Here is a 24,278-nt window from a genome sequence, read left to right as displayed (position 1 = left end):
CAGTCCCACTATCCGCTATAGCCCTCGTAAAAAACTCGGAGCTGCCGCTCCTATTGGGTTTATTAACAAAAGTTATTGCATAAAAAAAGCACCACCATAAGGCAGTGCTTTCAATAGAATGAGCGTTATTAAAGCTTTATTTCTTCATGTAATCGATTACCACATCATTTGCCAATAGTTTTTTATTGGCAGTTGTAATCTTACTTCCGGTTGGAACTTCGACAATTAAAGCAGATTGATTGCCTCCAATAGTCACATTGCTTTTAGCGGTAACATTTCTAGCAATGAATTTTTGAGCAACCGCATCATAAAGATCTACCTTTTTTAATCCTTTGATTTTGTAACCTATCGATTTATTTTGCGCATAAGGGTTATAAATCAAATAAGTTGGATAGGCTTTGTTTTTGTAAAAATCAGTTGCTAAAACATCCAGCTTAAGAATGCCTTCTAAATTCGTTTTTTCTACAATAGTACCAAAAATCCCAACGTGGCCACTGCCATATACACTAAATTGAGAGACATCAGGGTTTTCTCCTGGCACCCATTTTGGACCGTCGCCTTGCGCCACCGGACCTTTTTTATCCATATACAATGTATCGAAAGTAGATGTTTTGGCAAATCCTTCGTAAGCAATAACCCCTTTTGTAACAGCGCTATGTTGCGGAATGGTTTGTCTATCGGCTGGCAAATATTTTGGATAGAAAAATCGCGATGCATTTACCGCATTCAACATCCACTTTCCAATAGCATTGGCATAAGATGGATCGTAACGAACTGTTGGTACCAAAGGCCAAGCCGCATCAAATGTGTTCATCAAAAAGCCATACCCACCATGATCAACCGTGCTACCCACCACTCCAGAAATATCGTATCCGTTCCATTTTCCGGTTAACACACCCCAGCCTTCACGGCACACGGCGGTTCCATCAAATGTCCAAGCCAATAATTTTTGCACATCAAAATTTGTTCCTTGTTCTACATTCATTCTGGCAGCCAAATACGCACCAAAAGGCATTAACAATTCATAGGTTGGATTAATTTTATTGCTTTCCAAAGCTGTCATTGCACTTATGGCACCTTTTAAATAACGCTTATCGCCAAACTTTTTATACGCAGCATACAATACCCACGCATGTCCTGCAGCTGCATCTTGTTGCGCACAAATTTGGTTTTTCATAGGCTTCATCGCCGCATAATCAAAGTATGAATAATTATAATCGCCTTTCAGGATAGAATCGGCCAGGTAAAATTTTTCAGCAATGCTTTTGGCAATCCAGTCAAAATCCTTTTCATTTGGATATTGCTCGTAAATGGCATAAAACAATACATTAGGATAAACATCGTACCACCAATCTCTGCCATAACCACCGCCCAAAAGCGCTACTTCCGGTGCGGTGTTATTCATCATAATATTCCACTTGGTATCCCGATTAAAATAGTTTTTCAGCATGGCAGCATAGTTTATACCGTTCTGCTTACTTTTATCAATACCGATTAAACTTGCACCCATCACGGCACCCATGTTTGCCAAAGCTTCATGAAACATGCCTTTATTGTTTTTACCCTGACGAACATCGCCAACGGCAGTATAAATTCCCATTACTGGCTGGTCGAAATTTTTCCGGGTACTGTCCATCCAAATCATTGGCCAGTATTCGCCTTTGGCATTTAAATCGTAAATGGTTTTATCGAAATTTTGGGCCATTAGTTTCCAATCAATAATTTTTAAGGGCTGTGGCAAATTGGCCATCTCCTCAACTCTATTTAGTTTGAGTTGTTTTACCTGAGCGCTGACGACGCCATAATTTAAAGCAAACGTTAAAGCGAAAAGTATCTTAAAGTTAAATCTCATACGTATTTTATATTTCGGTTTGTGAAGTTACAGACCGAGGTTTCATATTCTATTCTTTCGGGGGCACAAACCAAGTTCGTTAATTTTAATTTATACTGGCGCCACTACACCAGGGGCTTCGTTACTTAAAATTGGCGATTCATCTGTATTCTCTATCTTGCCTTGTTTAATAATTCCTTTTGCTACCCAATAAGAAGCAAGTTGTAAAATTGCCACAATAATAATCGCGTAACGCAAAGCAATTTCGACAGAGAAACAATAGGCCAAAATTAAAAATGTGCCTGCTCCCGTTAAGCGGCCAACATATAATCCAGCTTCATGATTTAAGATATAAGCAAACTCACTCCTTTTTTCCTTCTTGGTTAAAATATCAATCACACTAAATTGAATTGGAAAATATGCTAAATCCAATAATGGCTTGGCCAACAACAAGAATAACATAAATAAAATTACGCCCAGGCTGCTGTACAACACTCCATTAATTATCGCAGCAATTGCAAAGAGCACTAAGCCGGTTCCAAATATATAAAGGCGATGTTTAGCTGAAGTATTTCTACCAATGATGTACATGGCGATAGCGGCTATAATGGCACCGATAGATTGCGCTGTGCCTAATGCACCTTCTTTACCTACCAAAAGCATAATTAACATGGCTGGTGCTGTTACCAAAAAGCCCTGTACTAAACCTTTTAAAGTAGCTAAACGAAGTAATTTATACCAATATGGATCGAATTTAAAATAAACGAATTTCTTCTCAATAGGATTTTGAAAATTACCTCTGAAACACATAATAGAAGCCAAAATTGTAATCACGAAAACCATTCCGGTAACAATTTTGTAAGCCAAATGTGCACCACCGGTTACGGCATTAAACTCGATAAACCAGCCAATGAGCACAGGAATAACCACAGCAATAATGGTGTAGAAAAAGGTTTCTAAACCATAGTAATAATTTCGGTTTTCATCATTGGTAATGGCCAGCGCCAGGAAATCTCTGTTGGCCCAATAAAAACCAAAAGACATACCCATAATTAAACCTGCAATGCCAATTCCTGTATTATCCAGCGTAGTTAACGACATCATTACCATCATAGAAACGCCGCTCAACATCATTCCCAAAGAATATAATGTTTTAATGGAAAATTTACTTAGCAAATAACCATTTAAAAAAAATGTAATTGGAATACCGGTGTAAATGGTTAATTGATAAATGACAACTTTAACCGGATCGTTGGAGCTTCGCATTACATAAGCCGCAACAAAAATATCGATTACAGGGAGTACAATACTATAAATTAAGTTGGTTAGGGTAAGCACCCTGAAATTATACGACTGATTTTTAAAGTGCGTAATCTCTGATTTTAGTTTATTCAGCATGGTTATATTTTAATTGCGATAAAATATCTTGAATAGAAAACTTAGCCCCACATACAAACTCATCGGCGGCACCATAATAAATGGTAAGTTCATCGCCATTAATGGTATGGCCATTGGTAAAAACCACCTGACCGAAAAAGCCGCACATTTCGTACTCGGCAATTGGGCGCATAATGGGTTCATCGGTTTGAGCCAAAACTTTTGATGGATCATTCAAATCCATTAAAAAAGCACCTAAACAATATTGATGTTCGGCATTGGCGCCGTGATAAATTTCCAACCAACCTTTATCGGTTTTAATTGGAGCGGCACCTGCGCCAACACGTTTACTATCCCAGTTATTTTTGCGGGTTTTGATGATGCATTTATGATTGCCCCAGTGAATTCCATCTGGAGATTCAGCCAGCCAGATATAGTTTCCACCTAAATCTACACTGCTTGGGCGATGTAGTGTGTAAAATTTTCCGTTGATTTTTTCCTCAAAAACAGCACAATCTTTATTATGCGGTGGAATAATCATCCCATGTTTCTCGAAAGTTTTCCAATCTTTTGTGGTTCGCATTCCAACACCTACACCATGTTCAGAAACAGCAGTAAAGGTTAAATAATAGGTATCATCAATTAGAGCCACGCGGCAATCCTCAATACCAAAAGCTTCGTCAGGCCCTTCTCCTTGCAACAATGGATAACCTTCTGGCTGATAAAAATTGATACCATCATCACTGCAAACCAAGCGTAAATGTGAAAGTGTGGTCAGGTAATCAGCACCTTTGTAATTGATTACCCGAGGATCATCAGCTACTAAATCTGGATCATTTTCTTTTATTTCGATGATTTCGATGCCATCTCCTTTTAAAACGGGAAAAGATATGATTCCAGCTTTTTGTTCAGGTCTTTCTGCTACGCGGATGAGTAGCCATGTTTTATTCTGGAATGTAAATACTCCAGGATTAAGTAAACAAGCAATTTCTAAACCTGGCCTGCTTGGCACTAAATCTTTTGGCGATAAGATTGGGTTCTGCGGAAATCTTTTAGCACTATCTGTCATAATATTTAGGGAATAGTTATCCAATAGCCAGTAAAAACCGACTTGAATAGCGTTTTATAAAAATTAATTGCTGCTTGCCAAATCAATAACAAACAACAAATAATTAACGATTAGTAACCTGGGTTTTGTTTTAGTGTTCCTGCAGAAGCATCTACTTCAGCTTGTGGTAGTGGATATAAATAATGTTTATCCTGGAAGTTTTTGCCTTTGGCAGTCATTACTGTTTTGGCTAATTTCCAACGTTTAAGATCCAACATTCTTTGCGATTCGAAACCCAATTCTATTCTACGTTCAGAAATTAACCAGTTTTTGATTGTTGCCTTATCAGTTGAAGCTGCACGATCTGGCAATGTTCCGGCTGGCGGCATTACACCTAAAGCACTTACACTTGTTCTGGCTCTGGCTCTAATTTGGTTGATAATAGAAACCGCCTCGGCATATTGGCCTAACTCATTTTGCGCTTCAGCTTTCCATAATAAAACGTCAGCATATCTGATATAAATTTTATTATTAGCAGCATCATCATTTCCTTTATTCGATCCGTTTGTGCTACCCAATAGTTTATTTACGTTTTGATTTGGCGCATCTACAGTGTAAAGTTTCCTGGGATCATTTGCTTCAAAAGCATTTAAAAAATCGGTACTTGGCGCAAAGAAACCCCAGCCCAATGGTGCGCAAATACCATTTCCTTTAAGTGGATTCTGGTTTGATTGATGATCATAAACAAATATATTCTCGTTCTCGGCAAATTCCTTCGTTTGATTAAAGCTATCGAAATAATTACTATTTAAACTGTAGAAGCCCAAGCCTTGCAGTTCATTTACACTCGTTATCACGTCTGCCCATTTCTCGGTGTAAAGCGCAGCTTTGGCTTGCAAAGCAATTGCCGAACCTTTGTTTGCTCTCCATCTCTCGGTTGAAGAACTGTATTTTGCGTTTGGCAACAATCCTTTCGATAAATTCAAATCAGATTTAATTCTATCCCATACTAAATTTCTATCTGCTCTAACGGCAACTTCGAAAGCTTCCTGGTAAGTGCTTACCGGTTTTAAAATTAGTGGCACATCGCCAAAATTGGTTACCAAAGAAAAATAATAGTACGATCTTAAGAAATAAGCTTCGCCCAATAGTTGATTTTTACGGGCAGTAGTAATTCCGGTAATGGCTTCAATATCTGTTTTGGTTAATAACTCTATGGCAATATTTAATCGCTTGATACCTTCATAATCGTATTTCCACAATCCATTTGGGCCACCATTGGTTGAAGTGAAAGTGAAATTATTCACATCATCCATCCAAGGCTGGTCGCCATCAGGATTCCATTTTTTCTCCATATCATCCGATGCGATATCCTGCATCACCAAATCATTTTGAAAAACCAAACCTCCTGCCCAATCCCATTGTGCTAAAATATTTAAGCGGTTTGATAACAGCTGATAAGCAGAATTAACTGAGTTTTCTACGGTTCCTAATGTGGGCGTTGTATTTACCTGCTCTAAAGTTGTTAAACCTATCGCTTCGGTAGTAAGTTGCTTTTTGCAACCTGCGAATGTTAATACACTAAACATTGCGCTTATAAATAATATTCTTTTCATAATATTTTTTGCAAAAAAGATTTACAGACTAATTTTTAATCCAACAATAAATGCTTTCGATTGCGGATAAGTTCCTTGATCTATTAATGAGGTAGACTCTGGATCTAAACCTGTATAATCTGTTACAGTTAAAAGGTTTTGACCTGATGCATATAAACGAACATTTCTAACACCAATCTGCTTCACATCAAAAGTATATCCAACCTCGATATTTTTTAATCTTAAATACGATGCATCTTCAACAAATACGCTCGATACGTTGCCGCCACCATTGTTGTTAAAGGTTACACGAGGTAAAGTGTTGCTTGTACCCGGACCATTCCAGCTATCCAAAACAGATGTCATAGAGTTAAAAGGGCGACTATCGAAATTGATAATCTGTTTTAAATCATTGTAACGATCTACACCTTGCACACCTTGCAGCAAGAACGAGAAATCGAATTTTTTATACGATGATGAAAAAGCAAAACCATAAGTTAATTTCGGAACAGGATTACCAATGAATGTTCTATCGTCGGCATTAATCTGTCCATCGCCATTTAAATCTTTAAACCTAATATCGCCTGGCAAAGCACCATTTGCATTTGAATATAAATAACTGCTAACTTCAGCCGGAGTTTGATAAATACCATCGAAAACTAAACCGAAATAAGAGTTAATTGGTTGCCCGGCCTCTGTTCTGGTATGTGTTCTATCATCATTAATATTTTTAACAAACTCTTGCAGTTTATTTACGCGGTTTGTTAATGTAGCGATGTTTGCATTTACATTATATTTGAAGGCATGCTCCTGATTTCTGAAATTTAAACCAAACTCGAAACCTTTATTGGTTACTTCTCCGGCATTAACATAAGTACGATCGATTACACCTACAGAAACTGCTGGTAAGCCAACCGTTAACAAAATATCATCGGTTTTCTTTATAAAATAATCAGCAGTGAATGATAATCTGTTTTTAAGCACACCGAAATCGATACCAAAGTTGGTTTGCGTAGTGGTTTCCCATTTCACATCGGGGTTACCATAACGTACAACATTTACTATGCCTCCAGATTCTGAAACCAAAGTTTGATAGGTATTATTTGGAATCTCCTGATTACCAGCCTGTCCCCAACTTCCTCTTAATTTTAATTCAGAAATCCATTGGGCACTTTTCATAAATTCCTCATTTGAAATAATCCATCCAGCAGATGCTGACGGGAAGTAACCCCATTTATTAGTCGGTCCGAAGCGTGATGAACCATCAGCTCTTAAAGTTGCAGTAGCAAAATATTTGTTATCAAAATTATAAGTTCCACTTCCAAAAAACGACACTAAATTAAATTCGCTGGCCGAACCAGAATTGTAAATATTGGTTAAGCTTCCATAATCTAAATATTGAAAACCCGAAGTGCTTTTATCGAAATTCTGTCTGCTCCCACCAATCGCCGATGATTTGCTTGAAATATTTTCAGCACCCAATAAGAAATTTACATTGTGTTTTTGAGCAAATGTTTTTACATAATTTAAAGTATTGGTAAAAGTAAAGTTCATTACCTCACCTCTATTTTCATCTAAATTGTTAGGCTTATTATTTCTTCCCTTTCCTGGATAAAGTTCATCAGGATTGTTATCATTATCATCGCCATAGTTTTGGGCGAAGTTTTTATTGTGAGAAAAACTAATATCAACACCAACACTCGATCTAAAAGTTAAAGATTTATCGCTCAAGAAAGCATATTCAGCATATAGATTACCAAAAGTTTGGAACGTTTTACGCTTATCGTTAGTGAAATTTACAATGGCAATTGGATTCGAACTGAACTCGAAATTTTTGTCCCAACCATTATTGTTACCAGTGTAGAAAGGCAAATCGGTATAAGGGTTGGCTGCAGAATAAGTTGGATCGGTTACTTTTTTGTAAACACCCAAAACAGGTGGGCGCAACAATGCATGACGAATCACGCCTGGAACATCACCACTTGATGATAATTTATCTTGCTTTGCAAAGCTTAACTGAAGGTTTGTACCTACTTTAAAACGATCTGTTACATTGGCGTTTACATTCGATCTGAAGTTGAAACGTTCATAACCATCATGATTTTGAACCACAATACCATCTTGTTTGTAGTAGCCGGTTGAAATTAAATACTGAACATTATCTGATCCTCCGTTAACTGAAGCCTGAAGATTTTTAGATTTACCGGTTTCGAACAATTCATCCAACCAATCGGTATCAGCTAAGTCTGTTCTGCTTCTTGCCGCTTGGTAAGGACTAACTGCATTTGCCGCATTACCTAAAGTGTTGTGCCATGCCCTATCTTTAATCGTTAAATATTGATCTGCATTTAACATTTTAGGTAAGTTTGTAGCCTGATGAAAGCCTGCAAAATATTCTACATTAAGATTTGCTTTGCCTTTTGCTCCACTAATAGTCGTGATAACCACAACGCCATTTGCCGCTCTCGAACCATAAATTGCTCCTGCCGCAGCATCCTTTAAAACCGTCATCGATTTAACATCGCTTTGATTTAAAAAAGAAATATCGCGTGTAGGCACACCATCAATTACATACAGTACATCATTATTTCCAAGTGTTCCTTCTCCCCTGATTCTAAGTTTAATTCCATCACCGGGAGCACCAGTATTTGCCGCAACAAATACACCTGCTACCTGACCTTGAAGTGCCTGGGCAACATCAACAATTCTGGTTTTTTGCAAATCGTTCATATCAACCGTTGCAACCGAACCTGTAATTGAAGCTTTCTTCTGCGAGGTGTAACCCACCACAACTACATCACTTAACGATTGTGAAGCTGGTTTGAGAGAAATATTTAAATTTCCACCTGTTGGTGATAAAGTTGTGGCATTATAGCCAATATAAGTGAAAGTTAAAGTTTGAGCTGAACCCGCCTGAAGCGTTAAAACATAAACTCCATTTCCGTCGGTTGAAGTTTTGTTTTGAGTGTTGGTTTGCATTACCACAACACCAGGCAAAGGCTGATTAGTTTCATCAGTAACCTTACCTGTAATTTTAGTTTGCGCATAACTTGTAAAACCCGTAACGGCTAAAAACAAGAAAACCAACGATGCATAGATACGTCTGTTTTTTTTCATAAAAATTTATATTTGATTGAGAGCAAATATAGATGTAGAGGGTGTACGAAGAGTGTACTATAATAACATTTTAGTTCACTATTGTTGCAAAAATGCCATTTAAAGACATTTTGATTAGAAAATTTCTTTAGTTTCAGTTCCTTCGTGTTGTTTCTGCCGATAATCATTTGGTGCTAAATGATAGATCTTTTTAAACTCCCTAAAAAAGTAAGACTTGTTATTAAAACCCGTTAAATAGAAAATTTCAGAAACATTAAGTTTAGAATTTTGCAGCAAAACCGCAGCATGTTTCAACCGAATTCTTTTGATGAATTCAGAGGGTGTCATTCCAGCGAGGGTTTTGAGTTTTCGATACAACTGCATTTTGCTGATGCATAAAACATCTTCCAATTTCGAAGCATCCAAATCTGGTTCGGCTAAATTATCTTCCACCGCTTTTACCAATGCATTTAAGAATTCCTTATCACCCTGTTCCAAATCAACATCCACAAATTGATTATTAATATTTCTGTCTTTAATCAGATGATTCATGCGATTCCGATAATCCAATAGCTTTCGAACACGCATTTGCAAGTAGTTTACATGGAAAGGTTTTGAGATATAAGCATCAGCACCGGTTTCGTAACCCTCAATTTTACTTTCTTCGGTTCCTTTGGCCGATAACATAATAAATGGAATGTGACAGGTTGCTGGCGCTGTTTTAATGTGTTTGCAAAGTTCTAGTCCATCCATATCTGGCATCATGACATCGCTGATGATAATATCTGGAGTATTATTTTTTAAAAATTCCAGCGCCGATTTACCATTTTCTGCCTCATAAACAACATACAGATCTTTTAAAATATTTCGAATCAAGAAACGTAGAGAAGCATCATCTTCCACAATTAAAATACTCGAAGGGGCAAATCCTTTTAAATCATCAATTAAAGCTACTTTATTATTTTCTTCAGCCGAATCCTCGTGATAAGGTTTTAAAATCGATTCGAATAAATAAGAAGGTGCCGATGCCACAACTTCATTTTCTTTACCCTCTATTGATTGCTGTAGTTTTAATTTAAAGTTGAAATAAATCCAATCATCTTCTAAAAAGACATGAATATTTCCATCCATTATAGAAATTAATTCCTTAGTAAAAGCTAAGCCAATACCCGTACTCTGTTTTTCAAATTGATTACCACCACCAATATAAAATTCCTTAAAAATATGCTTTAAATCTGCTTCTTTAAGCTGGCAACCCGAGTTGCCTACCACAATTTCCAAATCCTGGCTATCAATATTATAATTGGCTTTAAAAATAATTTTCTGCGCTTTTCCAGAATGCTTAAAGGCATTTGATAATAAGTTAAACAGCACTTTCTCAAATTTATCCTTATCAATAAAACCTGCTATCCCCTGTTGAATTTCCCTTAAAAAAGTTTGATAATTTTTTTCGGCGGCTGGCAAAAAAAGTTGAGTTAAACTGTTTAACAATTTACTAATGTCGAAATAATCATCGCTACGGGTTAAATAGCCAGCTTCGGCTTTTCTAAACTCTAATAGTTGCTGTACTAAATACGTTAGGCGGGCAGTATGCTGATGCACCAAGGAAAGGAAATAATTCTTGTCTATCGATTTATCAAGCGCATTACGTTTTTGCATAAAATGCTCAACCGAACCTAAAATAAGCGTTAGTGGCGTTTGAATTTCGTGTGCAATATTGGTAAAAAAATTAATCCGCTGTAAATGAACCTCCTCGTCTTTTTGCCTAAATAAGGATTCACGCTCTAACTTAAATTTCATCTCCAACTTGTTTTTTCGGTACAAGTGAAAAGCATATCCTCCAATAATTAAAAGCAAGAGATAAAACCCATAAGCCGGATAGGTAAGCCAGAAATACTGTTTAACATCCAGTTTTAGCGCAACAACATCTTTTGTCCAAATTCCTTCGCCATTGCTCCATCGCACCAATAGTTCGTACTTCCCTGGCGGAATATTGTAGTAGGCGATTTTGCCATCGGTGCCGGTGTACCTCCAACTTTGATCGAGACCTTTTAGTTTATAAGCAAATTCGTTTTTAGATGCATTGAAATAGTTTAGTGCATTAAACGAAAATTGAAAAAAATTGCTTTTCCGCTCCAAATCAAATGTTGAAATGCTTTGCTGTTTTGCCTTAACAATTAGATATTGATTGTTTTGAAACTCTCTACCACCAAGTTGTAAATCGGAAATTAATAAGTTTGGTTGTTTAGTGTTTTCGATAATATTTTTAGGCATAAAGTAATTGAAACCATAAATACCACCAAAAAGCAAGTTATTGTTTGCTGCTTTGAAAGCTGCCCCATCACTAAACTCGTTACTTTGCAAACCATCGCTTTCCTGATAATTGGCTATGCTATTGTTTGCGGGGTTTATTTTGGCCAAACCTTTATTGGTACTTAGCCAAATATTCCCCGATACATCTTCCTGAATGGCATGAATGGTATTATTGGGCAGTCCTTTATCAGTTGTAATTTTTATAAATTTCGGTTTATCCTTTAACGATTCCTCGAACGATAAATAATTTAAACCATAACTTGTGCCAATCCATAATCGGTTTTTACTGTCATAAAATAACGATAAAACATCACTGTGCGTTAAACTGCCTTCGTACCCAAAAGCCTTATAGGTTTTAAATAGACCTGTTTTCTTATTGAGAACACTTAATCCGCCATAGCGGCAAGCAATCCACAGGCGATCGTCTTTTCCTTGCGCCAAGGCATAAATAATATCATTAACAGGTCCGTTTTTTTCTGCTGATGAGGAATAATATTGCTTGAAATGTTGTATGGAGATGGATTGATCTGAATTTCGAACAACATTAAGATGAACCAAGCCATAACCACTGGTACCCATCCAAATAGATCCATCCTGATCTTGAATAGTAGAATAAACCGACTTAAATTCTGGAAGCTTATTGGTGTTCTGAATATCTTTCCAGTTAAAAAGTTTATTTGATTTCAAATCAAAAACTGAGAGCCCTCTACCATCAGTGCCGATATAGATGAATTGGTTGGCACCTTTTTGAATAGCAAATACAGAATTATTTTCCAAGCCTGTGCTTACATCAATTTTTCGCGGTTTGGTAGTGGTTTTCTTTTCTGCCCAAAAATTATTAAAAACTAAAACACCATTTCCTTTTGTTCCTACCCATAAATTTCCATTCTCCTCTGTAAAAGCCCTTATTGGTTTATTAATGTTTGTACCATTTATTTTAGTTAACAAACCGAAAAAGTTATCCTTTGGATATATCTGAATCAAACCATTACCATCTGTACCTAACCATAATACATGATCGTGACCAACGTTTAGAGCCGTTATTTTAAGATTTTCGACAGCGGCAACTTCAGTTTTTAGAAAATTTGAGACTCTGAAATCCTGATCGAAAACACTTAAACCTTGGTTTTCCCACGCTACTATGTAATTGGATTTATATAAAGTAATTGCCCTAATTTTTTTTGTAGACCAGTTAAGTGGCTGTGCAGCAAAATTTTTATCTATTACAAAATGATTATCGTTATTGGTTGAAAAAATGATTTTTCCATTGGTATTAAAAAAATTGCTTATTCCGTTAGCGATAGCAATCGTTTTCACAGTCCGCAATTCCTTTTCACCAACCTGTGCCAATATGAGTTTACCAGATTTATTGAGGTACCAGAGCTGATCACCTACAAAACACATCTTAACGATAATTTCATCATTTTTAAACTTTTGATAGGGTATAAATTGATCCTTCTCGAAATTGTATTTACTTAAAATCCCGTTGGCAGAAAAGCAAAAGACCATTCCATTGTTACTGATGATGAGGTCGTATTCGTTTTCCCGTATTTTTTGTGGAGATGTATTTTTATAGAAATAACGACTAAATTTTCCTGCCGTTTTATTGTAACGAGAGATACCACCGATGGTATTTATCCAAATGTTGTTTTTCTGATCTTCCTTAATGGATAAAATTACATTGCTGCCTATGCTGTTTTCTATTTTATCGATATTGTGGTTGTATACACTGAAATGTGCGCCATCATATCTGTTCAAACCATCCCAGGTGCCTATCCATAAAAGCTGGTCTTTATCTTGAAATATGGAGTTGATGGAGCTGTTTGATAATCCGTTTCGATTATCGAGCTGGCGATAATAAAACGATGTTTTTGGTTTTACATCATCAGCATAAACATGCTCCAAGGAAACAAACCTCAACAAAATTAAAAAGGCTACAAACACTTTACTCATAATGGGCTTGCGATTGGAACAGCTTATTTGGCTATAAATATAGGAAGCTTAAAATTACTCAAAAAAAATCGAATTAGCTTAGAGAAATAAGCCTTAAACAAAACAGGCGATCAATTTGACCGCCTGTTTCATTAATCGCAAATTAATTATAAGGAGTTAATCCACTTAACCAATTCATCTCTTCCTTTACCGGTTTTCTGTTGCAACTTCCCTAACAACTCATCATCCTGTCCCTCATCGTGCTTCAAATCATCGTCAGTTAAATCTGCATAGGCTTGTTTAACTTTTCCTTTTATTTCGTTCCACTTTCCTTTAATTTCTAACTTATCCATTTTGACATTTATTTTAAGTAAATCAAATTATGTTATAGTTTATAAACAGGTAATTCCAATTTTTGTTTCGAAACGAGACTCACAAACGATATTAATTGTTAAATCAAATTATTCTTAAATGTTTTGTATATAATTTTCGTTACATTGAATTATCATTTCCTAAACAGTTAAACATTATAAACTAAAACTAAAATTTGATGAAAAAACTACTCTTCAGTATGATTTTATCTTTCGGTTTGATTTCACTTGCTTTCGCACAAGATAAGGTCATATCCGGAAAAGTTACCTCTAGCACGGCTGGGCCACTGCCAGGTGTAAGTGTGTACGTAAAAGGTGCTGCCGCAAATGGTACGCAAACAGATGCGACTGGTGCCTATAAACTAAGTGTGCCTAATGATGCAAGAACATTGGTTTTCACATTTATTGGTTTTAAAACCAAAGAAATTGCCATAAGTGGTGCAAACATTAGCACCAACCTGGAAGAAGAAAACACCACACTTTCTGATGTGGTTGTGGTGGGGTATGGAACGCAAAATCGTAGAGATGTAACAGGTTCGATCGCCAAAATTACATCTGCAGATTTTAAAGATAGACCAATTGCCACTATCGAAAGTGCACTGCAAGGAAAAGCGCCTGGTGTATTTATAAATTCGAGCAGTGGTAAACTAGGACAGGCACTTCAAATTAGGGTTAGAGGCATATCTTCTATTTCGGCTAGTAACCAACCCTTATTTGTAATTGATGGTGTTCCAATTGTTAGTGATGCATTGGGAACTTACACAGAAGCAGATAATCCACTTGCAGCTATTAGTCCGGATGATATTGAATCCATGGAAGTATTAAAAGATGCAGCTTCTGCTGCTATCTATGGTGCAAGGGGTTCAAATGGGGTTGTATTAATTACAACCAAAAAGGGGAAACAAGGTAGGACAAATATTGATTTTGGATATTATGCGGGCTTTAGCGACCCGACTAGAAAAGGAGAATTTTTAAATGCTACACAATATAAACAATTGATGGAAGAATCATTTAAAAACATTGATTATGATGGTTATGCTAATTCTTCTGAATTATGGGCAGATTACACAGGTACAAATGATTGGGATGGTACTGCAGATGCAAATTGGGTAGATGCATCTTTTAGAAGAGGCCATGTACAACAATATAACATTAATATTAATGGAGGTGATGCCAAAACCCGTTTTTTAATTTCTGGTAATTATAGTAATAATGATGGTATCATTGTGAGCAATAGATATGTTCGTACTGGTGGCAGAATGAGTTTAGATCACACAGTTTCAAAATTTCTAGATATTGGTGGAGCAATAAACATATCAAAAGTAGATAATTATCGTATCCCTACAGATAATGCATTTTCAAATCCTTTACAATTAAATGCACTGCCTCCAATACAACCAATTTACGATGCATCTGGTGAACTTAATAATAATACGGTTTATTATAATTCATTAATTGATATTGCAAATGGCAGTAATTTATCTACTACATACAGAACATTTGCAAATGCCTACGCTAGTCTAAAAATTACATCCGATTTAGTTTTTAGAAGCGAATATGGTTTCGATTTCAATAATTTGGAAGAGGAACAATACCTTGGTTCAAAAACCCAAGATGGTGGTAGTACAAGTGGATATGGAAATGATTATAATGCAAAATCAATCAACTTTAATACCAATAATACTTTAAACTATACCAAAGTATTTAATGAGAAACACAACTTAAATCTACTAGGTGGTTTTACTTTTCAAGATACCAAATTTAGATATGGTACAGTAACTGGAACTGGCTTTCCATCTGATAGATTTGTTAAAATTGCCAGTGCAGCAACAATTTCGTCAGGAAGTTCTTTTGAAACCGAATACTCATTTGTGTCTTATTTAGCTAGGGTAAACTATAAATATGATGACAAATATTTAGTAAGTGCTTCCGTTAGAACAGATGGTTCATCAAGATTTGGGGCGAACAATAGGTATGGTACTTTCCCAGCAGCGTCATTAGGATGGATTGCTACCAATGAAGACTTTTTAAAAAAAAGCACATGGGTGAGTCTATTAAAAGTTAGAGCAAGTTACGGATTGACAGGTAATGCGGAAATCGGAAATTTTGCATCAAGGACATTGTATGGCGGTGTTAATTATGCGGGTACCGCAGGTACTCTTCCAAATCAGCTGGGCGATCCTAACTTAACCTGGGAGAACACTTCAAACTTTAACATTGGTTTAGATTTTGGTTTCTTATCAGATAGAATTACAGGTACGATTGAAGCATATAAGAAAAAAACTACAGATTTATTACTTAATGTGCCTATTGCAGCAACTAATGGCTTCACTTCCATTACACAAAACATTGGCGATATGCAAAATAAAGGTTTAGAATTCTCATTGAATACCAGAAATTTTGTAGGAGAATTCAAATGGACTACTTCATTTAATATTGCATTCAATAGAAACAAAATTCTACGCTTGGTAGATGGCCAACCAATTTTTACTGGTGGTAGATTTTTGGGCAGAATTGCAGAGGGTGAACCATTCGGATATTTTTATGGAAAAGCTTATGCTGGCGTAGATCCAAGTAATGGCGATGCAATTTATTACTTGGATGCAAGTCGTACTGCAACTACTAATAACTATAATACAGCACAAAACCAAAAAATTGGAGATCCAAATGCGAAATATTATGGTGGCTTCGGAAATCGTTTTTCTTACAAAAATTTTGATTTGGATATTCAAACCCAATTTGTTCAGGGAAATGACATTTATAACATGGCTGGTGGTTTTCAATCAGCAAACGGCGATTATTTTGACAACCAAACAATTGATCAGCTAAATTATTGGACAACCTCAAATAGAATTACAACGATACCGCAACCTAGATTTGATTCTGCAAATGGCACAAGACCGTCTTCAAGATACATTCAAGATGGTTCTTATTTAAGGATAAAGAGTGTCGTTTTCGGTTATAATTTACCAAAAGAATTTATAAATAAATACAAATTACAGAATGTGAGAATATATGCTTCAGCACAGAATTTATTCACTATTACCGGATATAATGGGTATGATCCAGAAGTAAACACGCCTGCAGGTTCTTCTCTACAAACCAATAATATACAAATAGGACACGATTTTTATACACCGCCACAAGCCAGAACGATAACTTTTGGTGTAAACATTGGGCTTTAATGGATATAAATATTAGAAACATGAAAAATTATTATAAAAATATATTGGCCGCTAGTATTATGATATTAACTGCTTCCTCTTGTAAAAAACAATTGGAAATTGAGCCAAGGCAATCAATTTCATCTGAAGTAGCATTATCTACAACAGCTGATGTTCAAAACGCATTAATAGGCGCTTACACTGTTTTAGCCACCGGAGATTTGTACGGAACTAATCTTGTTTTTCTTCCCGATATTTACGCTAACAATGGATATTTGAACTGGACTGGTTCATTTAGTACCTACAGAGATATCTCAAATAAAGCAATTATCTCTACAAATGTAGACGTATTACGTACTTGGGTATCTGCTTATAAAGCTATAAACGTGGCAAATACAGTTTTGTCAGCTTCGGGTGTAGTTACCAATCCAGCAACCAAAAACAATATTGAAGGAAAAGCCCTGTTTATTAGAGGGATAATGCATTTTGAACTGGTAAGATTATATGCACAGCCTTTCGATGCGGCAGGAACAAATAATGGTCTTGGTGTACCAATTATTACAAAAGCTGTGCAAAGCACAAGTGATATTGTTACTAATGTACCACGAAATTCAATTGCAGATGTTTATACAGCTGTTGAGAATGATCTTAAATCATCAATTACAAAGCTTGATGGAGCTAATGAAAAGTATGCTTCAATGGCTTTCTTAGCTAGAGTATATCTTCAAGAAGGAAAATATGCATTAGCCAGAGATCTTGCGAATGACATTATAAACAACAGTCCATATTCCCTAATAACTACATCTTTGGAAGCTCCATTTAGAACCAGAAATTCAAATGAAGGTATTTTTGAAATCGCTCAAAACGAGCAGAGCAATGCCGGATCATCAAATGATGGATTAGCCACTTTTTATGCGAGTTACGAAAATTCGACAGGTGGAAACGTTGGTCGTGGAGATGCAAATGTTAACACAGCTTTTTATAATGCATTCGAAACTGGAGATAAAAGACAAACAGATTTAATTTATACAGGTACAGGTGCAAAAAACGGATTATTCACTAAAAAATGGTATGATTATTTTGGAAATATTCCTGTTGCACGCATTACCGAACAATACTTAATTAGAGCTGAATGTAACTTTAGATTAAGTACTGTAATTGGAGCTACACCAGCGGCTGACATCAATAGATTAAGATTAAGAGCTGGTTTAGGCAATGTGGTTCCAACACTTGCTACTATATTAAATGAGCGTGAAAAAGAATTAGCTTATGAAGGATTTAGATTGCATGATTACAAACGTACCAAACGTACAATAGGTTCATTTGTATACAATGATCCTAAACTTGTTTTCCCTATTCCAGATCGTGAATTATCTGCTAATAAAGGTTTAGTTCAAAACCCAGGTTATTAATACAATGTATTCCAAACAAAAAGTGCCGATCGTATTGATCGGCACTTTTTGTTTATAGGTAGCAAAATTATTTTAAAGCCTTCGATGCTTCAATAATTTGATCGACCACAGCAGGGTCTAATAATGTTGAAGTATCGCCTAAATTAGCGGTATCACCCTCAGCAATTTTTCTTAATATTCTACGCATAATTTTACCCGAACGCGTTTTAGGAAGACCAGCAACGAAAAGTATTTTATCGGGTTTGGCAATGGCTCCAATTACCCGGGTTACCGTTTGCAGGATGTCTTTTTTGGTTAACTCTTCCTCACCATGCATCTCCGGGTTGATAACAAAAGCATAAATCCCTTGTCCTTTTACATCATGTGGATAGCCCACTACTGCACTTTCAACTACACCCGCATGCATATTAATGGCATTTTCCACTTCGGCAGTTCCTATCCTGTGTCCTGAAACGTTTAACACATCATCCACTCGACCAGTAATTCTGTAATAACCGTCTTCATCGCGTAAGCAACCATCGCCAGTAAAATATAAGTTTTCGTAAGTAGAAAAATAAGTTTGTTTGCATCGTTCATGATCACCATAAGTGGTACGCAACATTCCTGGCCAAGGAAACTTGATGCATAAATTTCCACTCACGCCATTCCCTTCAATTTCCTTTCCATTTTCATCAACCAAAATTGGCTGAATTCCTGGCAAAGGTAAGGTGGCATAACTTGGTTTAGTTGGGGTTACTGTAGCAATAGGCGAAATCATAATTCCTCCTGTTTCAGTTTGCCACCAGGTATCTACAATTGGCGCTTTGCCATGACCAATTTTTTCATCAAACCAATGCCACGCCTCTTCATTTATTGGCTCTCCTACCGAACCCAATACCCGAATAGAACTTAAATCTTTTCCATTTAAAGGTTCATCGCCAAAACTCATTAAAGAACGGATAGCAGTTGGAGCGGTATACAATGTATTTACCTTATGTTTTTCTACAATATCCCAAAAGCGAGATGGACTCGGATAAGTTGGGATGCCTTCAAATAATACAGATGTTGCCCCTTGAGAGAGCGGCCCATATACGATGTAAGAATGACCAGTTATCCAACCGATATCGGCTGTACAAAAATATACTTCCCCAGGTTGATAATTAAAAACGTTTGAAAATGTATATCCTGCATAAACCATATAACCGCCGCAGGTATGTACAACACCCTTAGGTTTTCCAGTAGAACCCGAAGTATACAGGATGAAAAGCATATCTTCTGCATCCATTTCTTCTGCTTCGCAGATATCATTTACATGTTTAACTTCATCTTCCCACCAAACATCGCGTCCTTTCAGCATTGAAACCGGTGTACGCACATGTGTAAGTACAATACATTTTTCTACTGTTGGGCAACCAATTAAGGCATCGTCAATTACATCTTTTAAAGGAATTTGTTTGTTTCCGCGATAGGCTCCGTCAGCAGTAATGACCAATTTACATTGCGAATCGTTAATCCGATCGGCAATTGATTTAGCAGAAAAACCACCAAAAATTACTGAGTGAACGGCACCAATTCTGGCACAGGCTAAAACGGCGATTGCCAATTCAGGTACCATTGGCATGTAAATACAAATACGATCGCCTTTTTTGGCTCCGTTGCGTTTTAAAACATTGGCAAAACGGCATACACGTTCGTGCAGCATTTTATAAGTGTAAGTCACGCTCTCTTCTTCAGGGTTATTAGGCTCCCAAATAATGGCTGGCTTATCGCCATTTTTTTCCAAGTGCCTATCAAGGCAATTTTCAGTTATATTAAGCTTTGCACCTTCAAACCATTTGATGTTTGGCTCATTAAAATTCCACGATAAAACTTTAAACCAAGGTTTACGCCATTGAAAATTTTGCGCCACTTCGCCCCAGAACTGCTCTGGATTATCTACGCTCTTTTTAAAATCTTCTTCGTATTGCTTAAAAGATGTAATTTGCATGTTGCTTATTATATATTGGGATTACTAGCGGCTAATTTAAATAAATAATGATTGAATTAAATATTAAATTGTATCAATAACGTTGTCTATGTTTCTTTTTAAAAAGTTTTCCAACTGACATATTATTTTAATTTTGTCTTTATGAAAAACCTACTTCTTTCCTTCGTTTGTCTCTTGACTATGATCTCATTTAATTCATTAGCATCCGACAGTAAAACTGATACACTAAAAAAAACAAGTCAATATGTTTTGTATAGTAAAACAGAAAATATTAATGATATTTTTATTAGTAAAAACAAAAAATCTAAAGATAATATAGTTTCCGTAAAGATTAGTTTCGCATCAGTTCAATCCAATTCAAACGCTATTAAAACAGCTGTTTTGCAAGGCAATAAACAATACGGTGAAGATAATCATCCCACAATTTCTAGTGTTAAAATACTGAAGGGAAAATATGAGGATATGAAAGGAGAAGCAGCGTCGAAAACGGCAAGTTTATATACTTTCACTAAGTTGGAATTTCCACTACACTTGCAGGTAAGTTTTATGGGAGAAATCGTTGATTTTGAGCTTTTAGAGCCTGGCAAATGGGATATAGATTTAAAATTAAAAAAATAAGAGCATTACTATTGCTGTTTACAATTATTATTCAGATATTTGCACACTCTTAAAAAAATTAAGCGACGATATTTTAACAACTATATTTACAAGTCATGTCAAGAGTTTGTGATTTAACAGGAAAAATGGCAATGAAAGGTAATAACGTATCACACTCGAACGTTAAAACCAAACGCAAATTTTATCCTAATTTGAAACTTCAGAAATTTTATATCCCTGAAGAAGACCGTTGGATTACGTTGAAAGTTTCTACTTCAGCGATTAAGACCATCAATAAAGTGGGTATTAGCGAGGCGATCAACCGTTTCGTAAAAAAAGGATTTTTGTAAAAAACATTAACTGTTGAGATTAACAGTTTACAATTAATATTAAAATGGCAAAAAAAGGTAACAGAGTTCAGGTTATTTTAGAATGTACTGAGCACAAAGAAAGTGGCATGCCAGGTATGTCTAGATATATTTCTACGAAAAACCGTAAAAACACTACTGAGCGTTTAGAATTGAAAAAATTCAACCCGGTATTGAGAAAAGTAACCGTACATAAAGAAATTAAATAAGGTTGATGATTTTAAGGTAGAAGGCTTAGGGTGAGTAACCCCCATTCTATCAATCTATCATTCGATCATTAAAATTATAAGAACATGGCAAAGAAAGTAGTTGCAACCCTTAAAACAGGTACAGGTAAAGAATATTCGAAAGTTATCACAATGGTTAAATCACCTAAAACTGGTGCTTATTCATTCAAAGAACTTATCGTTCATAACGACCACGTAAAAGATGCTATCGCATCTAAATAAGGTTAATATTTTTTAATCAGAAAATATTAAAGGCCGTTCCGTTTTAACCGGAAGGGCTTTTTTTGTTATATAAAATTTAGATATGGGCTTATTTGATTTTTTCAAAAAGAAAGAAACTGCTCCTGAAGCTCAAGAGGCTTTGGATAAGGGTTTAGAGAAAACCAAAGATGGTTTCTTTAATAAAATTACCAAAGCTGTTGCAGGAAAATCGACAGTTGATGATGAAGTGCTGGATAACCTGGAAGAAGTTTTGGTTACTTCTGATGTGGGCGTGAGCACTACTTTGAAAATCATTAAACGTATTGAAGAACGCGTTTCAAAAGACAAATACCTGAATACATCTGAATTGAATTTCATTCTCAGAGATGAGATTCAATTGCTATTATCTGAAAACAACAGCAATGATTTCCGCCACTTTGAATATGGCGAGCATAAACCCTATGTAATTATGGTTGTTGGCGTAAATGGTGTTGGTAAAACAACAACCATTGGCAAATTGGCACATAAACTAAAAGAATCTGGCCTTAAAGTTGTTTTGGGTGCTGCCGATACTTTTAGAGCAGCTGCCGTAGATCAAATTAAACTTTGGGGCGAACGTGTTGGGGTAAGAGTAGTTGCCCAACCTATGGGTTCCGATCCTGCCTCTGTTGCTTTCGATACGCTTCAATCGGCGGTTGCCAATGGAGAAGATGTAGTAATTATTGATACCGCCGGACGTTTACATAACAAAGTTGGATTAATGAATGAATTAGGTAAAATTAAACAAGTGATGCAAAAGGTTGTTCCTGGAGCACCACATGAAATTTTACTGGTTTTGGATGCTTCAACTGGTCAGAATGCCTTTGAACAGTGTAAACAATTTACCGAAGCAACGGATGTAAATGCACTAGCGATCACCAAGTTGGATGGTACTGCCAAAGGCGGGGTGGTTATTGGTATATCAGATCAATTTAAAATACCGGTAAAATATATTGGCGTTGGAGAAAAAATTGGCGATTTACAGCTTTTTGATAAGAAAGAGTTTGTAAATAGTTTGTTTAAATAAACAATAATCTTCGTCATTGCGAGGCACGAAGCAATCTCATTTAGAACGGGATTGCTTCGTGCCTCGCAATGACGAATTGCGTAAAAAATAGCATTCATAATGTTTTATTTCGGGATGTCTTGAGCAGATAAGATCCAGAAATAAATTCAGAATTTCGGGTACCCCGATCGATGTAATAAAAGTAAGATCAAGTGTAAAAGATGAATACAAAAATAGCAAGAAGTAAACCAACAGTTAAACAGCCCAAAATCAATGTGATTACGCTTGGGTGTTCAAAAAATATATACGATTCTGAAGTATTGATGGGTCAATTGCGTGGCAATAATTTAAATGTTGTGCATGAATCTGATAAAATGGGTAAAGATGATATTGTTGTAATTAATACTTGCGGTTTCATCGATAATGCTAAACAGGAATCAATTGATACCATCCTTCAGTTCAGCGAATTAAAGGAAGCCGGTAAAATTGGAAAGGTTGTGGTTACTGGTTGTTTATCTGAACGCTATAAACCAGAATTGGAATCGGAAATCACAAACGTTGATGCTTTTTTTGGCACCAATGATTTACAAAATATACTTCACGAATTAGGGGCAAATTATAAGCACGAATTAATTGGTGAACGCTTGTTAACTACCCCATCTCATTTCGCATATTTCAAAATTGCTGAAGGATGCAACCGTCCGTGTTCATTTTGTGCCATTCCTTTGATGAGAGGAAAACACATGAGCAAACCAATGGAAGAGTTGGTAAATGAGGCTAAAATTTTAGCAAAAAATGGCACCAAAGAACTGATTTTAATTGCTCAGGATTTAACTTATTATGGTTTGGATCTTTACGGCGTACGTAAGCTTGATGAATTGATGCGCCGATTATCTGATGTTCCGGGAATTGAGTGGATTCGTTTACAATATGCCTATCCTTCTGGCTTCCCAATGGAAATATTAGACGCCATGAATGAACGCGATAACATCTGCAAATATTTAGATATGCCTCTACAGCATATTACTGATAACATGTTGAAATCGATGCGCCGTGGTACCACCAAGCAAAAAACAATTGATTTAGTAAACCAAATAAGAGATAAGGTTCCAAATATTGCCATGCGTACCACTTTAATTTGTGGTTATCCGGGTGAAACTGAATACGATTTCCAGGAGATGAAAGAATGGGTTGCAGAAACTAAATTCGATCGTTTAGGTTGCTTTACCTATTCTCACGAGGAAAAAACACATGCTCATAGTTTAGTTGATGATATTCCTGATGAAGTAAAACAACAGCGTGTTGATGACATTATGGAAATTCAGCAAGGTATTTCGTTTGATATCAACCAGGAAAAAGTTGGTCATACTTTTAAGGTTTTAGTTGATAAAAAAGAAGGTGATTTCTTTGTAGGCAGAACCGAATTTGATTCTCCTGAGGTCGACAATGAAGTTTTAATTGATGCAGCTACAGGTTATGCGGCAAACGGAAGTTTTGTTAATGTGAAAATTGATAGAGCTGAAGATTTTGATTTGTACGGAACAATTATTTAAGGAATATTTGTCTTCATTGAATCAATTAGCACATGTTATTTTTGCATTAAGATCTCCAGTCAAGCTGAGGGTTAATTTATTTCATAAAAATCAATATAAATGACGCTACCTTTATGTTGAGTATAAATGAGCATCATAACAGTCGTATCATTAGTGTTTCAACCTGAAGCTGAGTCTTGTTT

16 protein-coding genes are annotated in these 24,278 nt (G+C 36.1%); 8 read left to right on the top strand and 8 right to left on the bottom strand.

Annotated features, from left to right (window positions below; translation table 11 throughout):
* Positions 1-136: 136 nt before the first annotated feature.
* The 7 genes from LUA91_RS03365 to LUA91_RS03335 all read right to left on the bottom strand — a co-directional run bounded on the left by LUA91_RS03365 (position 137) and on the right by LUA91_RS03335 (position 13,545).
* A complete protein-coding gene (locus tag LUA91_RS03365) occupies positions 137-1,852 on the bottom strand; it encodes a hypothetical protein (protein WP_231424588.1) in 1,716 nt (571 codons plus the stop codon).
* A gap of 90 nt (positions 1,853-1,942) precedes the next feature.
* Positions 1,943-3,229 carry an MFS transporter gene (locus LUA91_RS03360; protein WP_231424587.1) on the bottom strand — a complete coding sequence of 429 codons (1,287 nt, stop codon included), beginning with the start codon at positions 3,227-3,229 and terminating at the stop codon, positions 1,943-1,945.
* On the bottom strand, positions 3,219-4,277 hold the full coding sequence (locus tag LUA91_RS03355) for a glycoside hydrolase family 130 protein (RefSeq protein WP_231424586.1): 1,059 nt from the start codon (positions 4,275-4,277) through the stop codon (positions 3,219-3,221). The genes LUA91_RS03360 and LUA91_RS03355 overlap by 11 nt, the downstream gene beginning before the upstream one ends.
* A gap of 110 nt (positions 4,278-4,387) precedes the next feature.
* On the bottom strand, positions 4,388-5,872 hold the full coding sequence (locus LUA91_RS03350) for a RagB/SusD family nutrient uptake outer membrane protein (protein WP_231424584.1): 1,485 nt from the start codon (positions 5,870-5,872) through the stop codon (positions 4,388-4,390).
* A 21-nt stretch (positions 5,873-5,893) separates the two neighbouring features.
* Positions 5,894-8,968 carry a TonB-dependent receptor gene (locus LUA91_RS03345; RefSeq protein ID WP_231424582.1) on the bottom strand — a complete coding sequence of 1,025 codons (3,075 nt, stop codon included), beginning with the start codon at positions 8,966-8,968 and terminating at the stop codon, positions 5,894-5,896.
* A gap of 114 nt (positions 8,969-9,082) precedes the next feature.
* Positions 9,083-13,213, bottom strand: coding sequence for a hybrid sensor histidine kinase/response regulator transcription factor (locus LUA91_RS03340; RefSeq protein WP_231424580.1), 4,131 nt, complete (start codon positions 13,211-13,213; stop codon positions 9,083-9,085).
* Positions 13,214-13,359: 146 nt separating this feature from the next.
* Positions 13,360-13,545, bottom strand: coding sequence for a CsbD family protein (locus LUA91_RS03335; RefSeq protein ID WP_231424578.1), 186 nt, complete (start codon positions 13,543-13,545; stop codon positions 13,360-13,362).
* A 197-nt stretch (positions 13,546-13,742) separates the two neighbouring features.
* Between LUA91_RS03335 and LUA91_RS03330 the strand changes: the two genes are divergently transcribed.
* Both LUA91_RS03330 and LUA91_RS03325 read left to right on the top strand, forming a co-directional pair.
* A complete protein-coding gene (locus LUA91_RS03330) occupies positions 13,743-16,748 on the top strand; it encodes a TonB-dependent receptor (RefSeq protein ID WP_231424576.1) in 3,006 nt (1,001 codons plus the stop codon).
* A 20-nt stretch (positions 16,749-16,768) separates the two neighbouring features.
* Positions 16,769-18,139, top strand: a complete 1,371-nt coding sequence (locus LUA91_RS03325) for a RagB/SusD family nutrient uptake outer membrane protein (protein ID WP_231424574.1) — start codon at positions 16,769-16,771, stop codon at positions 18,137-18,139.
* Between the two features lie 67 nt (positions 18,140-18,206).
* Here LUA91_RS03325 and acs read toward each other — a convergent pair whose 3' ends face one another.
* Positions 18,207-20,105 carry an acetate--CoA ligase gene (gene acs, locus LUA91_RS03320; RefSeq protein ID WP_231424572.1) on the bottom strand — a complete coding sequence of 633 codons (1,899 nt, stop codon included), beginning with the start codon at positions 20,103-20,105 and terminating at the stop codon, positions 18,207-18,209.
* 141 nt (positions 20,106-20,246) lie between these two features.
* Here acs and LUA91_RS03315 point away from each other — a divergent pair, with 141 nt between their 5' ends.
* The 6 genes from LUA91_RS03315 (at position 20,247) to rimO (ending at position 24,096) form a co-directional block, all read left to right on the top strand.
* Positions 20,247-20,723: a hypothetical protein gene (locus LUA91_RS03315; RefSeq protein ID WP_231424570.1), complete on the top strand. Its 477-nt coding sequence runs from the start codon at positions 20,247-20,249 to the stop codon at positions 20,721-20,723.
* A 95-nt stretch (positions 20,724-20,818) separates the two neighbouring features.
* A complete protein-coding gene (gene rpmB, locus LUA91_RS03310; RefSeq protein ID WP_010599806.1) occupies positions 20,819-21,052 on the top strand; it encodes a 50S ribosomal protein L28 in 234 nt (77 codons plus the stop codon).
* Positions 21,053-21,096: 44 nt separating this feature from the next.
* Positions 21,097-21,279: a 50S ribosomal protein L33 gene (gene rpmG, locus LUA91_RS03305; protein WP_010599807.1), complete on the top strand. Its 183-nt coding sequence runs from the start codon at positions 21,097-21,099 to the stop codon at positions 21,277-21,279.
* Between the two features lie 84 nt (positions 21,280-21,363).
* Positions 21,364-21,519, top strand: coding sequence for a DUF4295 domain-containing protein (locus LUA91_RS03300; RefSeq protein WP_010599808.1), 156 nt, complete (start codon positions 21,364-21,366; stop codon positions 21,517-21,519).
* Positions 21,520-21,601: 82 nt separating this feature from the next.
* On the top strand, positions 21,602-22,564 hold the full coding sequence (gene ftsY, locus LUA91_RS03295) for a signal recognition particle-docking protein FtsY (RefSeq protein WP_231424568.1): 963 nt from the start codon (positions 21,602-21,604) through the stop codon (positions 22,562-22,564).
* 200 nt (positions 22,565-22,764) lie between these two features.
* Positions 22,765-24,096: a 30S ribosomal protein S12 methylthiotransferase RimO gene (gene rimO, locus LUA91_RS03290; protein ID WP_231424566.1), complete on the top strand. Its 1,332-nt coding sequence runs from the start codon at positions 22,765-22,767 to the stop codon at positions 24,094-24,096.
* The last annotated feature ends 182 nt before the right edge of the window (positions 24,097-24,278 follow it).

The organism is Pedobacter sp. Leaf250, assembly GCF_920984735.1.
GTDB lineage: Bacteria > Bacteroidota > Bacteroidia > Sphingobacteriales > Sphingobacteriaceae > Pedobacter.
Note: the sequence above shows the minus strand (reverse complement) of the source record. Positions and strands in the feature narration are given on the sequence as shown.

Coding starts and splice junctions, on each gene's coding strand:
- LUA91_RS03365 (WP_231424588.1), bottom strand. CDS start 1,852: ATGAGATTTAACTTTAAGATACTTTTCGCTTTAACGTTTGCTTTAAAT.
- LUA91_RS03360 (WP_231424587.1), bottom strand. CDS start 3,229: ATGCTGAATAAACTAAAATCAGAGATTACGCACTTTAAAAATCAGTCG.
- LUA91_RS03355 (WP_231424586.1), bottom strand. CDS start 4,277: ATGACAGATAGTGCTAAAAGATTTCCGCAGAACCCAATCTTATCGCCA.
- LUA91_RS03350 (WP_231424584.1), bottom strand. CDS start 5,872: ATGAAAAGAATATTATTTATAAGCGCAATGTTTAGTGTATTAACATTC.
- LUA91_RS03345 (WP_231424582.1), bottom strand. CDS start 8,968: ATGAAAAAAAACAGACGTATCTATGCATCGTTGGTTTTCTTGTTTTTA.
- LUA91_RS03340 (WP_231424580.1), bottom strand. CDS start 13,213: ATGAGTAAAGTGTTTGTAGCCTTTTTAATTTTGTTGAGGTTTGTTTCC.
- LUA91_RS03335 (WP_231424578.1), bottom strand. CDS start 13,545: ATGGATAAGTTAGAAATTAAAGGAAAGTGGAACGAAATAAAAGGAAAA.
- LUA91_RS03330 (WP_231424576.1), top strand. CDS start 13,743: ATGAAAAAACTACTCTTCAGTATGATTTTATCTTTCGGTTTGATTTCA.
- LUA91_RS03325 (WP_231424574.1), top strand. CDS start 16,769: ATGAAAAATTATTATAAAAATATATTGGCCGCTAGTATTATGATATTA.
- acs (WP_231424572.1), bottom strand. CDS start 20,105: ATGCAAATTACATCTTTTAAGCAATACGAAGAAGATTTTAAAAAGAGC.
- LUA91_RS03315 (WP_231424570.1), top strand. CDS start 20,247: ATGAAAAACCTACTTCTTTCCTTCGTTTGTCTCTTGACTATGATCTCA.
- rpmB (WP_010599806.1), top strand. CDS start 20,819: ATGTCAAGAGTTTGTGATTTAACAGGAAAAATGGCAATGAAAGGTAAT.
- rpmG (WP_010599807.1), top strand. CDS start 21,097: ATGGCAAAAAAAGGTAACAGAGTTCAGGTTATTTTAGAATGTACTGAG.
- LUA91_RS03300 (WP_010599808.1), top strand. CDS start 21,364: ATGGCAAAGAAAGTAGTTGCAACCCTTAAAACAGGTACAGGTAAAGAA.
- ftsY (WP_231424568.1), top strand. CDS start 21,602: ATGGGCTTATTTGATTTTTTCAAAAAGAAAGAAACTGCTCCTGAAGCT.
- rimO (WP_231424566.1), top strand. CDS start 22,765: ATGAATACAAAAATAGCAAGAAGTAAACCAACAGTTAAACAGCCCAAA.